This window comes from Mucilaginibacter sp. P4_D1, from assembly GCF_056401935.1.
In genome coordinates this window covers 68,228-84,939 of the sequence record NZ_JBFUIJ010000026.1, presented here as the reverse complement: position 1 = coordinate 84,939, position 16,712 = coordinate 68,228, and the positions used below count along the sequence as shown (strand labels likewise).

Annotated in this window: 11 protein-coding genes; 2 read left to right on the top strand and 9 right to left on the bottom strand. The window is 43.9% G+C overall.

Translation table 11 applies throughout. The annotated features are described in order from the left end of the window. Positions 1 to 219: 219 nt before the first annotated feature. The 9 genes from pgl to AC1DV1_RS20095 all read right to left on the bottom strand — a co-directional run bounded on the left by pgl (position 220) and on the right by AC1DV1_RS20095 (position 12,455). Complete coding sequence (gene pgl / locus AC1DV1_RS20135) at positions 220 to 951, bottom strand: 6-phosphogluconolactonase (protein WP_477362525.1); 732 nt, start codon at positions 949 to 951, stop codon at positions 220 to 222. Between the two features lie 131 nt (positions 952 to 1,082). Further along, on the bottom strand, positions 1,083 to 2,597 hold the full coding sequence (zwf, locus tag AC1DV1_RS20130; protein ID WP_477362523.1) for a glucose-6-phosphate dehydrogenase: 1,515 nt from the start codon (positions 2,595 to 2,597) through the stop codon (positions 1,083 to 1,085). Positions 2,598 to 2,623: 26 nt separating this feature from the next. Beyond that, positions 2,624 to 4,048, bottom strand: a complete 1,425-nt coding sequence (gene gndA, locus AC1DV1_RS20125; RefSeq protein WP_477362521.1) for an NADP-dependent phosphogluconate dehydrogenase — start codon at positions 4,046 to 4,048, stop codon at positions 2,624 to 2,626. A 1-nt stretch (position 4,049) separates the two neighbouring features. After that, positions 4,050 to 4,673 (bottom strand): HAD family hydrolase, encoded by a 624-nt coding sequence (locus tag AC1DV1_RS20120; RefSeq protein ID WP_477362519.1) that lies wholly within the window; start codon positions 4,671 to 4,673, stop codon positions 4,050 to 4,052. A gap of 8 nt (positions 4,674 to 4,681) precedes the next feature. Continuing rightward, entirely contained in the window at positions 4,682 to 5,779 is a 1,098-nt protein-coding gene (gene tal, locus AC1DV1_RS20115) for a transaldolase (RefSeq protein WP_477362517.1), read from the bottom strand. Positions 5,780 to 6,104: 325 nt separating this feature from the next. Continuing rightward, entirely contained in the window at positions 6,105 to 6,812 is a 708-nt protein-coding gene (gene rpiA, locus AC1DV1_RS20110) for a ribose 5-phosphate isomerase A (protein ID WP_477362515.1), read from the bottom strand. A gap of 111 nt (positions 6,813 to 6,923) precedes the next feature. Next, entirely contained in the window at positions 6,924 to 8,927 is a 2,004-nt protein-coding gene (gene tkt, locus AC1DV1_RS20105; protein ID WP_477362513.1) for a transketolase, read from the bottom strand. Positions 8,928 to 8,948: 21 nt separating this feature from the next. After that, complete coding sequence (locus tag AC1DV1_RS20100; RefSeq protein WP_477362511.1) at positions 8,949 to 9,704, bottom strand: ROK family protein; 756 nt, start codon at positions 9,702 to 9,704, stop codon at positions 8,949 to 8,951. 369 nt (positions 9,705 to 10,073) lie between these two features. Beyond that, positions 10,074 to 12,455 (bottom strand): alpha-L-rhamnosidase-related protein, encoded by a 2,382-nt coding sequence (locus AC1DV1_RS20095; protein WP_477362509.1) that lies wholly within the window; start codon positions 12,453 to 12,455, stop codon positions 10,074 to 10,076. Between the two features lie 543 nt (positions 12,456 to 12,998). Between AC1DV1_RS20095 and AC1DV1_RS20090 the strand changes: the two genes are divergently transcribed. Both AC1DV1_RS20090 and AC1DV1_RS20085 read left to right on the top strand, forming a co-directional pair. After that, on the top strand, positions 12,999 to 15,398 hold the full coding sequence (locus AC1DV1_RS20090) for a DUF2339 domain-containing protein (RefSeq protein WP_477362507.1): 2,400 nt from the start codon (positions 12,999 to 13,001) through the stop codon (positions 15,396 to 15,398). After that, positions 15,367 to 16,596, top strand: coding sequence for a DUF3999 family protein (locus tag AC1DV1_RS20085; RefSeq protein ID WP_477362505.1), 1,230 nt, complete (start codon positions 15,367 to 15,369; stop codon positions 16,594 to 16,596). The genes AC1DV1_RS20090 and AC1DV1_RS20085 overlap by 32 nt, the downstream gene beginning before the upstream one ends. The last annotated feature ends 116 nt before the right edge of the window (positions 16,597 to 16,712 follow it).

The window sequence follows — 16,712 nt, the reverse complement described above, 5'->3', positions numbered from 1 at the left end:
AGCTAATATTTGCTGCTGATCATAGTGTTTGAAAACAGGTTGTCTGATTGCCATATCTCATATATCTATACTTTAAATATATGAAAATCAGATTGTTAAAACAAATAAAACCATAGATAACTAATTGATTTTATAGCAATAAACCATTAATAATAAAAAAGAGGCTGATCATGATTTATGATACAGCCTCTTTTTTTATCTCTGATCGAAATGTTTTAGTTACTCCAATTCCTGCAGGTTTGCAGCGGCGGGTTCGTCTAAAAACCACTCCGTTTCGCCAACTATCGAATCTATCAGTTGGGCAGGGTATTCTTCAATGTCTTCATCATCCTCCAGTACATGGTGTACGGCAATTGCTTTGCCCTCACCATAAACCAGGAACGCGATGTAGCGGGCATCATTAATCAGCGGGGCATTCAGTGTGATACGCCAAACCTGCTGATCTTCCAGCCACACTTCTTTTACACCTGGCGTGGTATCATGCAATACCGGTGTATGTGGGAATAATGATGCGGTATGCGAGTTATCGCCTAAGCCTAAAAGTACCAGGTCAAAGCTTAATTCATCTTCATCAAAGAATGTAGCTATCATGTCCCAATACCTTGCAGCGGCGTCGGCTGGTTCAAATGTGGTATCAACCGCAAATATGTTGGCCGGGCTTATCAGCAGCGGATCAAACAGGGCGGTTTTGGCCATTAGGTAGTTACTGTCCTTATGGGTTTGGGGCACATTGCGCTCATCGCCAAAAAAGAAATAAACTTTTGTCCAGTCTACCTGGTCGGCATAACTGGTTGAAGCAAGCAGCTCATACAATTTTTTTGGCGAGCTACCACCCGAAAGGGCTACTGTAAACTTACCCCTTGCGGTGATTGATGCATCGGCTATTTTAACAAAATAATCTGCCAGCGCCATCAGCACCTCATCGGCTGTATTAAAGATATTTAAATTCATATTTTTTAGGTTCGAGGTCCGTGTTGCGTGGTTCCAGTTGCGAGGGTCGTGTTGCGTGGTTCGGGAAAAGAATCTATCTATTCATAAACCAAGCACCCGAACCTCGCACCACGCAACCCGAACCACAATTACTATTTTTTTCCGTTCACCGGTAAGGTAAACCAGTTAAAGCCGTCGCGGGCAATTAAGGCTTCGGCAGCTTCAGGCCCCCATGAATCGGCAGAATAGTTAGGGAAATTCAGGCTCTTTTTATGTTGCCAGGTACTTAGTATAGGCATAACCAACGCCCATGCTTCTTCAACCTGGTCGCCACGCATAAACAGGGTTTGATCGCCCATCATGGTATCCAGTATCAGGGTTTCATAAGCTTCAGGTGCCTGGTTGGTATAGGTGCCTTTATAATCAAACACCATGTCAACCACGTTTAATACCATATCAATTCCGGGGCGCTTGGCCTGTACCTGCAAACGGATACTCATTTCGGGCTGAATGCTGATGATGAGCCTGTTTTGCTGCCAGCTTTCGGCGGCCTCTGTTGGGAATATTAAATGCGGAACATCTTTAAATTGTATGGTAATAACCGATGATGACTGGTGCATTCTTTTACCGGTACGTAAATAGAATGGCACACCCTGCCAACGCCAGTTATCGATAAAGAATTTAATAGCTGCAAAAGTTTCGGTATTTGATTCGGGATTAACTTTTGGTTCCTCACGATAACCGGCTACTTCTTTTCCTTTCATCCATCCGCTGCCGTACTGGCCCCTAACGGCCGAACTGCGTACATCTTCGGGTGTAAACTTACGCATGGCTTTTAATACATCAACCTTACGGTCACGCACTTCATCGGCGCTAAAGCTAACCGGCGGCTCCATGGCAATATGGCAAAGCAATTGAAGCAGGTGATTCTGGATCATGTCGCGCATTGCGCCAGAACCGTCGTAGTAATCTCCGCGCTCTTCAACGCCCAATTGTTCGGTAACCGAGATTTGTACGTGCTCAATATAATTACGGTTCCACAGCGGCTCCATAATGGAGTTTGCAAAGCGGAAAGCCATAATATTCTGTACGGTTTCTTTACCCAGGTAATGGTCTATACGGTAAATCTGGCACTCGTCAAAAATGCTTTTTAGTAAGGCATTCAGTTCCTTAGCTGTTTCCAGGTCGTGTCCAAATGGTTTTTCGATAATGATACGCACCCGTTTTTTATCGTCGGCCAGTTTGGCTTTTGATATGTTGGATGCAATGATTGGGAAAAAATTAGGTGCTACCGCAAGGTAAAACAATACGTTTGCTTTAGTTTTCCACTCGGCATTATGTTTTTCAATTCGTTTTCCAAATTCCTTGTAGGTTTCAAAGTCATTAGCATCTGATACCTGGTAGTAAATATTTTTTACAAATTCGGCCCATTGTTTATCGTCGGTTTTACCGTTACGCGAAAACTGGTTAATATCGTTATGCAGGTTTTCTCTGAATTGCTCGTCGGTTAATTTTGTACGACCGGTACCAATTATCGAAAACTGCTTAGGCATCCAGCCATCTAAATATAGATTATAGAGGGCCGGGGCTATTTTACGGGAATTTAAATCGCCCGTTCCGCCAAAAATGATAAATATGGTAGGGTCTGATTTCGTGCTTGCGCTCATTGTGATCAGCTTTTAATGGTTTATGTTTAGTCTTCGGCTTTGGTCCACTGTGTATGGAAGGTTCCTTCTTTGCCTATCAACTCGTAGGTATGTGCGCCAAAATAATCGCGCTGGGCCTGTGTAAGGTTCGATGGCATCTTTTCGCTTCGGAAAGCATCAAAATAGCTTAAAGCCGATGCATATCCCGGTGCCGCAACACCGGCCGCTATTGTGCCAGATAAAATTTTCCTAATCCCAGGAAGTGTTTCACTCACCAGTTTTTGAACATCGCTGTCCAATAATAAATGCGGCAGTTGTGGGTCTTTGTTATAGGCATTAAAAATATCGTTCAAAAACTCCGAACGGATGATACAGCCGCCTCTCCAAATCTTGGCAATCTCGCCAAGGTGAAGGTCATACTTGTACTCTTCAGATGCTTTTGACAGCAGGTGCATGCCCTGTGCGTAAGTAACTATAGATGTAAAGTAAAAAGCCTGCTCCAATGCAACCAGTAATTCATCTTTATCGCCTGCCAGTTCAATTTCAGAACCGTAAAGGGTTGAAGCCTTTTCGCGCAGGTGCTTGTATTTAGATAAATCGCGCATAGATACCGAAGTATCGATGGTTGGGATAGGTGTAACCAGGTCCATAGCCACTTGTGATGTCCATTTACCGGTACCTTTGGCTTTTGCCTCATCTTTAATATCATCCAGTAACAGGTGATCTGTTCCGGGAACTTTGTAGGCAAAAATATCCTTGGTAATATCTAACAGGAATGATTGTAAGCGGCCGGCATTCCATTCAGCAAATATTTTTTGGATCGAATCGTTATCCAGCTTCAAGCCTTTCCTTAGTATCTCATAAGTTTCGGCAATTACCTGCATAATACCGTACTCGATACCATTATGCACCATTTTAACAAAGTGACCAGATGCACCAGGGCCAATGTAGGTTACGCATGGTGCGCCATCAACTTTAGCGGCAATGGCTTCAAATATCGGTTTCATTACTGCGTAGGCATCCTTATCGCCGCCCGGCATCATGCTTGGGCCGCGACGGGCACCTTCTTCGCCACCAGATACACCCATGCCAAAAAAGTGCAGGCCAATAGCCTCCAATTGATCAACACGGCGGTTGGTATCGGTAAAGTGCGAGTTACCGCCATCAATTAAAATATCGCCTTTCTCCAATAACGGCGTAAGTTCCTCAATTACTGCGTCTACAATTTTACCGGCAGGTACCAGCATCATAATGGCACGTGGTGTGGTAAGGCTTTGTATAAATTCTTTTACATCGCCAAAGCCTTTAGCGGCCCTGTCGCCGGCCTCATCATTTAATGACGATACCTTTGCGGCGTCCTTATCATGCCCGGCTACTGCAAAGCCATGATCGGCCATGTTAAGTAGTAAGCTGCGGCCCATAACGCCTAAGCCTATCATGCCAAAAGCATATTTATCTGTTGTTGCGCTCATGTTATTTGAGGTTTTCTTTTTTAAGGTCTTCTAATATTTTTTTGGTGGTCTCGAAACTGGTATGCTGAAACGAGCGGATCCCAAGTTTTTGGGCCGTGGTAACAAACATCATCCTGTCATCAAAGTACACACATTGCTGGGGCGATGCCTGGGCAATACCCATGGCCAGTTGCCATATGCCCGGATCGGGCTTGCGCATTTTTACCTCGCACGATGATACAAATGCATCGAATGCATCGTGTAGTTTAAACTTACGCACGCGGTAATCATTTAACTCTTTGCCCTCGTTATTAAGGGATATAATACGGAAACCGCAATCTTTTTTCCACTCCTTAAGCCAGGCCAGCATATCCGGCAACTCATACGAGGTAGAATAAATAAAATCCTTAAAATCTTCCCTTACAAAATCGCGGGGATGGTTAAATATAACCGTATCCAGGTACTCATCTAAGGTGATGCTGCCAATTTCATATACGTTGAAAATGAAATTGTGCAGGGCGTTTACTTCGGCATAATCAAGGTTAAACCTTTTGGCTGCTTCCTCGCGTGCCTCATGCCCCCACCCGTTCGACAATAAAATACCTCCTACGTCGAAAAAAAGGATCTTTACGTTTGCGGTTTCCATAAAGCCGTTTAGGCTACTTTACTTTTTTGATCTTCGATAGCTTTTAACAGTTTTTCGAATGGTTTATTGAATTTTTCGATGCCTTCATCTTCCAGTTGTTGGGTAATGGCGTCAAGATCGATGCCTAAATCTTTCAATTTGGCCAATGTTGCTGTTGCTTCATCTAAACCTGCTTCAAGCGTGTTGGCAGCAATACCATGATCGCGGAAAGCTTCAACAGTTTCTAAAGGAACGGTATCAACAGTATCAGGGCCAATTAAAGCCTCTACATATTTGGTATCTTTAAATGCAGGGTTTTTGCTGCCTGTACTTGCCCAAAGTAAACGTTGTGGCTGTGCACCTTCGGCAGCAAGTTTTTGCCATCTTTCGGTACTAAATACCCTTTTGTATATTTCGTATGCTTTTTTAGCCGATGCAATAGCTACTTCGCCAACTAAAGCTTTTTCGCCTTTTGCTTCCAACAGCGGATCAACAATAACATCAATACGGCTTAAAAAGAAGCTGGCTACTGATGATATGTGTGCAATTTTATGACCCGCAGCTAAATGCTCCTCTAAACCAGAAATATAGGCTTCAGTTACTTCTTCGTAACGCTCCAAACCAAAAAGCAGGGTAACGTTAATGTTGATACCTTTTGCAATGGATTGCTGAATAGCCGCCAAACCCGGTTTTGTACCAGGAATTTTGATCATTACGTTTTCGCGGTCAACTTTATTCCAAAGCTCTTCGGCTTGTTTGGCGGTACCTTCGGTATCTAAAGCCAAAAACGGAGAAACTTCCAGGCTAACATAGCCGTCAACTTTGTTCGATTCGTCATACACGCCTTTAAACAGGGCAGTAGCTTGCTGAATATCGCTTATAGCCAAACCAAAAAATATCTCTTCGTTATCTTCGGTGGTTGCCGAAAGTTCCCTGATATCATTATCATAATCAGCGCTGCCGGTTATTGCTTTTTCAAAAATAGCCGGGTTTGAGGTAACGCCTCTTACGCCATCTTCGTCAATTAGTTTTTGCAGTTTTCCGGATGCGATGATTTCGCGGTCGATAAAATCAAGCCAGATACTCTGTCCGAAATCATGTATCTGTTTTACATTGTTGGTTGCCATATTGGTCGGTTTTTAATATTATATTTTTTATTGGATTGAATTTCAGATTTGCGAATGCCTATGAATTTGATAGATATTTCCTGCAAATGTATTCGTTTGATCCGTTTTGTAAAGTTCTTTGTTAATATTCTATTTATTGTAAGCTAAATATCATCATTCGGTTACACCAGCGTAACAAATTAGAGTCAAGATATTAGAGTCAAGAATCAAGAAACACAACGATAGTAGCCTAATTTATTGTTCTTAGATTATTAATTTCTATATCAAGGCATTTTTTGCGCTTCTCTTGATTCCTGGCTCTTGACTCTTGATTCTCATCGTTATGTTAATTATTAGATGCTACCAAAATTTCGAGGTTGTACCCTATAAATAAGCCACTCTCGATAACGCCGGTAATTCCCTTTATATCTTTCTCTAAAGTTAGCGGCACATCATCAAAGCGGCAATCCAAAACCATGTTATTGTTTTCGGATATAATTGGGCCATCCTTGCCTTTGGCCGGCCTGATCACGATGCTGTTGGCTCCTAACTTTTGCAATTCGGCCTCTACATATAACAGCGCCTGCGGAAATACCTCAATAGGGATAGGGAAGTTTGTACCTATCTTATCCACTATTTTGGATTCATCTACAATAATATAGTTAACCGCACTGGATGCAATCAGCAGTTTTTCTTTAAACATTGCCCCGCCGCGGCCTTTAATCAGGCTGTTGTTCGGGTCAACCTCGTCGGCGCCATCAAACAGCCAGTCGGGTTTGTGCTCAAACAAAGTAGTAAGCGGTATGCCCAGCTTGGTGCAAAACATCGAAATCTCTAACGATGTGGGGATAGCTAAAACGTTTAGCTTCTCCGTCTTGATCCTATCAGCAATAGCCAGCAAGGCCATGTACACCGTAGAACCCGAGCCGACGCCAAGCACATCGCCATCCTTTACTTTAGCGGCAATTAGCTGCGCCACCTTTTGCTTGCCCGCGGCATTAATGATCTCTGACGACCACGCAAGGTTTTTAATTAAACTACTATCCCAATTCATTTTTGAGTATCAAGTATTTAGTATCAAGTATCAAGACAGCTTCAATTGGAAGCGATAGATAAGTATCAAGTCGCAGATAAAATCTTGCTACTTGATACTTACTACTTGATACTACAATAAAGCTTTAGCTCGCGCCACTACGTTATCAACTGTAAAACCAAAATGCTTGTACAGGTCATCAGCCGGGGCCGATTCGCCAAAGGTGGTCATGCCCAGCATATCGCCTTCGTCGGTGGTGTATTTGTGCCAGCCCATTGGGGATGCCATTTCAACAGCCAAACGTTTGCGGTATGCTTTAGGGAATACTAATTCCTTATAAGCTGCATCCTGTTTTTCAAATAACTCCCATGATGGCATACTTACCACGCGGGTTGATATACCTTCGGCCTCCAGTTTTACCTGCGCATCCATAATCAAGGCAACTTCAGATCCGGTTGCCATTAATATCAGGTCGGGATTTTTGCTGGCTTCGGATAGGATGTAAGCACCTTTCTCCAGGTTTTCGGCTTTACCATATTTATCCTGGTCGAGGATAGGTAAGCCCTGGCGGGTAAATACCAATATAGTAGGTCCATCTTTTTTCTGGATAGCCACACGCCATGCATGCGCGCTTTCGTTGGCATCTGCCGGGCGGATGGTGGTTACATTAGGGATAGATCGTAAAGAAGCCAATTGCTCAACCGGCTGGTGGGTTGTACCATCCTCGCCTAAACCTATACTATCGTGGGTGTAAACAAATATCGGGTTTATCTTCATTATGGCAGCCAAACGTATTGGCGGGCGCATATATTCAGAGAACATCAGGAAGGTCGCGCCAAACGGTAACAAACCTTTGGTTAAAGCCATACCATTTAATGCCGAACCCATAGCATGCTCGCGGATACCAAAGTGAAAGTTACGGCCGCTCCTGTTTTCGGATGTGAACGAATCAAACCCTTTCAGGTTGGTTTCTGTTGATGGGGCCAAATCTGCCGCGCCGCCAATTAAGTTAGGCAAGCTTGCCGCAATGGCGTTTAAAACTTTACCAGATGCCTGGCGGGTAGCCATTTTAGGATCAGAGCCTTTAAATACCGGCAGTTTATCTAACCAGCCTTCGGGCAGGTCGCCTTTAAACGCGGTTTCATATTCGGCTGCTAATTCAGGATATTCTTTTTTATAATCGGCAAATAGCTTGTTCCATTTTTCTTCGGATGCACCACCGCGGCCACCTTTATCATGGTAATATTTCAACACATCATCAGGCACATTGAATGATTTATCCGGATCGAAGCCAAAAAACTCCTTAACCAGTTTAATTTCATCGGCGCCAAGCGGCGAACCATGTGAACCTGCAGTGCCCGACTTGTTAGGGCTGCCATAAGCGATCAATGAGCGCACACGGATCAATGATGGTTTTTGCGCTTCGGCTTTGGCGTTTACTAAGGCCAGCTCTAAAGCGTGCGTATCGTTAACATCAGGCAAATCCTGTACATGCCAGCCGTATGAACGGAAACGTGCGCTTACATCTTCATTGAAAGTAATATCTGTAGCACCTTCTATAGATATGTGGTTATCATCGTATAAATAGATAATGTTACCTAATTCCAGGTGCCCTGCTAATGAAGCGGCCTCAGAAGTTACACCTTCCATCATATCGCCATCGCTCACAATAGCGTAAACGTGGTAGTTAAAAAGATCGTAACCAGGTTTGTTGTAGCGTGCTGCCAGGTGTTTTTGCGCAATGGCAAAGCCAACACCATTTGCAAAGCCCTGGCCCAGCGGACCGGTAGTAACATCAATACCAGGGGCCAAACCATACTCCGGGTGACCGGCAGTTTTGCTGTTTAGCTGGCGAAAGTTTTTGATATCATCTAAACTTAAATCGTAACCGGTTAAGTATAAAAAACTGTACTGCAACATACAAGCATGACCGCATGAAAGTATAAACCTGTCGCGGTTTGCCCAATCCGGGTTTTTAGGATTGTAATTTAATGCTTTTGACCATAAAACGTGGCCCATAGGTGCAAGCGCCATAGCTGTACCCGGGTGGCCCGAGTTTGCTTTTTGCACTGCATCTGCCGATAAGATCCGTACGGTATCTATTGCTAATTTTTCTATGTCCTGTGTGTTTTCCATTATCTTTTTGGGTATTGTATATTATGCTGTTGGGGTTGCTATAGCGCGTTTGGTTTTGCTGTCGTCGTCATTTAACCATAACCGCGCGCCGCCTTTAATGCCATCGGCATTGGTTACAATTTTCATGTTTTTATCCAGTTTAAACGTTAACTCATCAGAGTTGCCGCCGCCTATATATAAAGTATCGTAATTGAATACAGTTTTTAAAATCTCAAAAACCTTTTGTATGCGCTTGTTCCATTTCTCTTTGCCCTCTTTTTCCAAGGCCCGTTCGCCAATATACTGGTCGTAGGTTTTACCTTCTTTTATAGGCAGGTGTGCCAGTTCAAAATGGGGCAGCAGGTGGCCATCCATTAGCAACGCGGTACCAAAACCGGTGCCCAGGGTAATTACCATTTCCAGGCCTTTGCCTTTTACTACGCCCAAACCCTGCATATCGGCGTCATTTACTACTTGTGTAGGTTTGCCCAATACATCGGTTAGTTTTTTGGCCAGGTCAAAATCGGCCCATAGCTTGGTACTTAGGTTAGGGGCAGTTTTAACTACGCCGTTTTTTACATAACCAGGAAAGCCCACCGAAATCCTGTCATAACCAGGGAATTTCTTCACCAGGGTTTGAATAGCTTTAATCACGTTCTCGGGGCTGGCCGGGGCTGGCGTGGCTATCTTATCGTAATCCATTTTAAGCTCGCCCTTGATATTTAAAATGGTTGCCTTAATGTGCGAACCGCCGATATCGATTGAAAGAATTTTAAACTGGGATGGAGTGTTTTTCATCGGTGTTTTTTGTTGTTAAATTATGATGAAGCTATCATTGGCAGTATAATTAATAGTACAACCATGACCCATCCATCTTTATTGTATTTACCTGTCAGCCGCCTCCTGTTACCGGGCGGGCCTGTTTAATAACTGTAGCGCGTAAATATCACATTTTTAATAATAATTGATTGTTAAATATGTAATTAACGCAAGTGTAACTTATACAATAACTAATAAACATTGCAAGAGTAAAGTTAGCGTTGCTTTTTTCTTTTCAAACAAAAAACCAATGTTTTTTACCGAAACGTGGCAAAAACGACACAAAAATGCTTCATTTATTGGTATTTTCCTAAAAAACATGATATAAATCATACTTTTTTATTGTTTTTAGACAATTATTTTGTTTTTTCCGGGATTAATGGCGTGATTTTGCCCTTTCCAGATAAAAATACCCGATGCGCCGGGCGGTAGAATAACTTCTATATCCCATTTTTCTTTTTTAAACTCATATTTTACGGCAATTTTTCCGTTAGGATGAGGGATCTCTCCGCCTATTTTTTTTAAATCGCCCAGGTGCGGCTCTATTTTTATTTTGCTGAAACCGGGAGCATAACTATCGATGCCCAAAATGGTACGGTAAAACTCGATGTTTGGGCTGGCGCCCCAGGCGTGGCAGTCGGACCGGTTATGTTGCAGGTCAGATATTTCGGCCCAGGTGGTAAGTCCCATCCGGATATTGCTGCGCCATATATCAAGCCATTTCAGGTAATCATCGCCATAACCACTTTTAATTAGGGCCTGGTGCAGGTAATATTTAAAGTAGATGGTGCATTGGGTAAGCGTTGTATCGGTCATCAGCTTTTTGCCAAGGGCCGATGCCTGGTCGCCGGTTACCATGCCTGTTAAAATTGCCAGCGAATTGGTATGCTGTGAAAACAGTGGCTGGTCTTCTACATCAGCGTATAGTTGCCTGCCGGGTACCCAATATTTTTGTTGGATAGTGCCTTTTAACGTGTTGGCCATGTCATGATAATATTGCGCGATGATGGGTATACCAAATTTGGCTTCCATTTGGGAAGCCTGCTGGTAAGCCCAAAGCAATTGCAGATCCAACAAAGCCGATGATCCGTTTGCGCTTACGGGGGCCGTACCAAAATCCCAGCCCTTACCGCCCACCCAATCGGCAAAGTTCCAGTACGGGGTACTTTTTAACGAACCGCCGGGTTGTTGATATTTTCTGAAAAATGCCAGTATATCTTCTACACCCTGCAATTTGCTTTGCACAAAAGCGCTATCGGGCCGGTACATCCAATAATCATGCAGCATGCCTATGTACCATAGCGAGAAGGTTGAAATAATCTGGGGCGAAAACGATGGGTGACGGCTTAAGGTAACCCCTTCGGCAATGCGCGAGTGATCCATCAGGTTAATGGCATTACGCACCAGGCGGTCGTCGCCGCTGTTGTAGTACGATACCAGGGCCTGTATGCGGCTATCGCCCACATATTGCAACTGCTCGTAATACGGGCAGTCGTAATAGGTTTCGCCTGCGCAAAGGCGTGCTGTGCGCCAGCCAATATCCAGCATCTTTTTCATTTCGGCTGTGCCGTCAAGCTTTGCGTTTAGTTTAAAAGGATAGCCGGTAAAAGTGCCGTATACGTCGTCTACCTGTAAAGGCTGGCCGGCGGTTGTTATCTTTAACTCAATATACCTGAACGTGCGAAAGCTGAGTGTATTAAATGACTGGCCAGCGCTTCCATCAGATACGATGCTATCCCTTCGGCCCGAAAATATTTTACCATCCACATCATCACGGTTGCCTTTTTCAAGACCGCCGGGGCCGTGCAGTTTGGTAAATAATGTTTCGGCATAACTAAGGCTGATGCCGGCATTTTTACCAAGACTAAAGTTAAACGATACAAAAGCATTGGTTAAAAAAGTTTGGTCGAGCAAAAAGGTAACAGTGGTATTTGCAGGAATGGTTATAGCTGTTTTAGTGGCCGGGAAGCTTTTGGGGGCGGTAATCCCTTCGGCCTTGCGTAATACCAGGATACGCTGGTAGGTCAGCTCAACCGGCGGAATAGATGAAGGTACCAGCATCCATCCAAAGGCGTTCGGCAAACCTTTGGGTTTCCCCCCTTCTATCTTAGCGGCATTTTTCCAGCCGCTAACATCTGTCTTTTCGGCATTCCAGTTAGCAATACCGGCATTCATATCCACCCGCTCGCCGGGGCCGGCTACGTAATAAGTGCCGTACCCAACGCCTACAATGGGCTTGTATGCTTTGTCGCGGATGCCTTTCCAGGTTTTATCGGTATTAATAATGGCTTCAGCCTCGCCATCGCCCTGCATAATAAATCCTGTCTGGATCGAGATCTGCGCTTCGGGCCGGTAGTCGCCATCGTTCCAAACCACGGCGGCGATTGTATTATTGCCGGCTTTAAAATAAGGCGCCAGGTCTACACTTTCGTAGTTCCAGTAATAGGTATCGCCACGGGCCGGGCCTAAGGATACCAGCGTTTGGTTTACGTATAATTTGTATCGGTTATCCGCAGATATGTGCACAATGAATGTGGCTGGTTTGTCTTTTATGTCGATGTTTTTGCGAAAATAGTATATCCCATAGTCTTTCAGCGATTCGCCGGGCACGGTGATCCAGGCCGCTTTCCATTGGCTTTTTAGCAGTACTGGATTAATGGATTGCGCATGGCCGGCAAGTGCAGCCAGGATAAAAAACAGCGATAACGCGGCTTTAAATACAATTTTCATGGAAGGTGGGTTATGATGTGGTTAGCAAGTGCTTAAGTGCTAAATTACAATTAAAATAATTATAGGGTGAATGGAGAATTACCATTTTGTTTAATCCTGCAACACTTTTTTTGTACAGACGCATAATTGCGTCTCTGGCAGACAGGTAACAGATTTTCATGGTTGGATTTGCATACAGTAGACTTGTCTTTATTGGCTGCTCCCTGTTAAATGATCTGCCTACCGGAGGAACTTGTATTGGCCAAAAACAGGCACAAATATTTAGATGCGAGTAAATTGCTATCATTTTAGTGTTAACCATGATAAAATATAATATATTGGTTATCAAATATTTATAAATTTCTTATCTGAAATGTGTTAAGTTATGTTAACCCAATCAGATGCACTTGCCTGTGCAGGCAGGCGACGGGTTTGCCCGCTTGGATTTGCATGCGGGAGACGCAATTATGCTGCTCTACGTTGAAGAAAGAAACCTCCTTATTTATTTAAAACGCACATTAGTTTCATAATTCCGCTATCTTTAATTTTAATAAACCTAAGGCTATGGATTTTTTTATCGTTGTTTTACTCATATTGATTATTGTTTTAATTGTAAACAACAAAAGCAGCGTTGCCCGCCATATAGAAGCGCTTGAAACCCAGATACTGGAATTAAAGCGGATGATTGAACATTTACGGGTATCCAAACTTACGGAAGAACCGCGCAAACTCGAAGAAGTGGCCCAACCTGTTATCAAAGAAATCCCGGTTGTAAAAGTTCCGGAACCTCCTGTTACACCTATACCGCCACCGGTTCCACCAGCAATAAAACCTGAGCCGGAACCCGTTAAGATTGAAAGGCAACCCGAGGTGATCAGCGATGGCATACCTGCTATTAACCGCCCGGTAAAAACAAACGCACCCACCCCACCCGTACCCGAAGAGCCCCAACTTTCCTTTTTTGAACGCTACCCCGACCTGGAGAAATTCATCGGCGAAAACCTGGTTAACAAAATAGGTATCGCCATATTAGTGCTGGCCATAGGTTACTTTGTAAAATTCGCTATTGACAGCGGTTGGGTTGGCCCTGCCGGCCGTGTGGGTATTGGCATTGCCTGTGGCGCTATATTGGTAGGCATTGCCCATTGGTTACGCAACAGTTATAAAGCCTTCAGCTCGGTGTTGGCCGGTGGCGGTTTAGCGGTATTTTATTTTACTATAACACTGGCCTATCACCAGTTTAACCTGTTCACTCAAACGGTATCATTCGTAATCCTTATCGTCATTACCATTTTCGCGGTGCTGCTGTCATTGCTTTACGATAAGCAGGAGTTGGCTATCATTGCGCTTGTTGGCGGTTTTGCCAGCCCATTTATGGTGAGCACCGGGAAGGCCAATTACGATGCTTTATTTATTTACCTGCTGATACTGAATACCGGCCTGCTCATCATCGCTTATTATAAAGCATGGCGCGTGCTCAACATGGTGTCTTTCGCGTTTACGGTCATTGTATTTGGTGGGGTGTTGTATGCGCTTACGGCGCCAACCTATCATTACGGATTAATTTACGGCAGCATATTTTATGTGCTTTACTTTGCCATCAATGTGGCTAATAACGTTAAGGAGAATAAAAAATTTATCGGTTCGGATTTCAGCATCCTGCTGATCAATACCGGGCTTTATTTTGCGGCCGGCTTGTACCTGCTCACCGCTATGCACCAGGAGCAATTCCGCGGGTTGTTTTGTTTGAGTTTGGCTGTAGTAAACCTCATCCTGTCATACATCCTGTTCCGTAACCGCAAGGTTGATACCAATGTATTGTACCTGCTAATTGGCATTACGCTCACCTTTATATCGCTGGCTGCGCCTATTCAACTTCATGGCAACAGCATTACCCTGTTCTGGGCTGCCGAAACGGTGGTACTTTACTGGTTATACCTCCGTTCATCAATCAAATTAATGAAGCTTACCTCGCTTATTTTATGGGTAGCCTTGTTATTAAGCCTCTTGATGGACTGGTACCAGATTTACCCCGATCACCTCATTAAGCTTACCATTATTGCCAACAGGGGTTTTATTACAACACTGGTAGCCGCCATCAGCTCGTTCCTGTTATCGGTGCTGGTAAGCCGCGACGAAAACGACGACGCCGGTATAAAATTCAGCAAACATATATTTAGCACCGTAGGGCTGGTCCTATTATTTTTAAGCGGCCTTGTCGAAATTAATCACCAGTTTTTAAACAGGTATCCCGAGGCGTCGCTCAATATATTGTACATGATGCTGTATACGCCGGCTTTTATATTGGGCTATTACCTGGTATCGTTAAAAGTATCAGCAATTCAATTCAGCAACAACATCCGTATAGGTGTCCTTTGGGTTTGTATTATCATTTACCTGGTTTTAATGCCACAGTATTTTGGCTTGTTGACAGATATGCTTACCGGCAAAAAAGTACCATCGGGCCATTTTGCAGCGCATTGGATAAGTGCCGCGTTTATCGGCCTGCTATTTTACCGTACCATCCGCCTTTGCCAAACTACTATGGACGATGGTATGAAAACGCTTTTCACCTGGATACTGAGTGCCGGCATCGTAGTATTTTTAAGCCTGGAATTTTGCCTGCTTAGCAACCTGGTATTTTACAGTAAAATGCACTCCATTGAACGGATAGAAACAGTTTACGTTAAAACCACCCTGCCTATATTATGGGGTCTGCTATCATTTGCGCTCATGTGGCTGGGTATGCGTTATAAAATGCGCACCATGCGCATAGTATCGCTAACCCTGTTTTCTATCACGCTGGTTAAACTATTTATTTATGATATTGTAGATATACCACAAGCCGGAAAAATAGCGGCATTCTTTTGCCTGGGTGTTTTGCTGCTCATTATATCCTTTATGTATCAAAAGGTTAAAAAAATTATTGTTGATGATGAAACTGCTAAAAATAAGGAAGACTAACATTGCCTTAACCGCTTTTTTTTGCGTACTGATGTTTACGGCATCGGCACAAAAAAGCTTTAAATATGGAGCTGCCCTGCAACAGGTGGATAGTACGGGCTTTTACCGCATCAGCCTGAAGCCCGGTTTTGTGGCCAAGGCCGGGAATGATATGGCCGATATCCGCATTGCCGATGCCAAGGGCAATTTTGTACCTTATATACAGGCCGGTAGTCTGCCCCAAAAAAACCAGCAAAGCTTTGTGGTTTTTAACCGGATAGATACGCGCCTGCCAATCGATACCGGCACCACTTATATTGTTGAAAATAAAACAGGCCTGGCCCTTGATAAGCTGTGGATAAAGCTGCAAAACACTGCAGTACAACGCAAGGTAAACCTGATGGGCAGCGACGACCTGCAGCAATGGTTTGCCATACAGGAAAACATCCCCTTGCAGGAGGCAGTACAAAACAGCGAAGGCACCTACATGCAATTGCTCTCGTTCCCGGCCAGCAGCTATCGTTACTTAAAAATGCTGGTAAACGATAAAAACAAAACGCCCATTAAGTTTTTGCAGGCCGGTATTTATACCGAATATGCCAAAACGCTGGCTTATACACCCGTGCCCTCGCTTCAGTTTACGCGTGCTGATAGTAACAAAACCACCTTCATCAACATCAAACTAAACGATAATTACCAGGTAAATAAGCTGCATTTAAATATCAGCGCGCCTAAATACTTCAGGCGGAACATAATGGTTTACCAAATTATTGGCGGTTATAAAGAAGCTGTTGCCGAGGCTGAATTAAACTCAACCCAAAACAACAATCTGCTATTTTCTGCAAAGGCCAGCCAACTGTTATTACAGATTGCCAATGGCGATAACCAGCCATTAACCATTACCGGCATTGATGCCTACCAAACCGATCAATACCTGGTGAGTTATCTTGATGGCAAACAAAGCTACCGCCTGTTGGCCGGCGATTCGACCGCGCAGGCACCCGAGTACGACCTGAAGTTTTTTGCCGATAGCATAAAAGATAATATCCCAACCATCGGCCACGGAGCTGTTGTTAAAAACAATACTGTTTTGCAGGCCCAAACCAAAGCAGGCAAGGATTATACGGTATTGATTTGGGTGGCTATTGTAGTTGCTTTGGGGCTATTACTGCTGCTTACTTTGAAAATGACGAAAGAGGTGGCGAAGAAGGATAGCTAATTTCAGTAAATTGTGTCCCCCGATCTGTGTCCTCACAGATCGCCATTCTCCATTTGATCCGGTAAACTAAGACATACCGGTAAGATGCTTGTGGAGACACGGGCATTGGGAGGAAA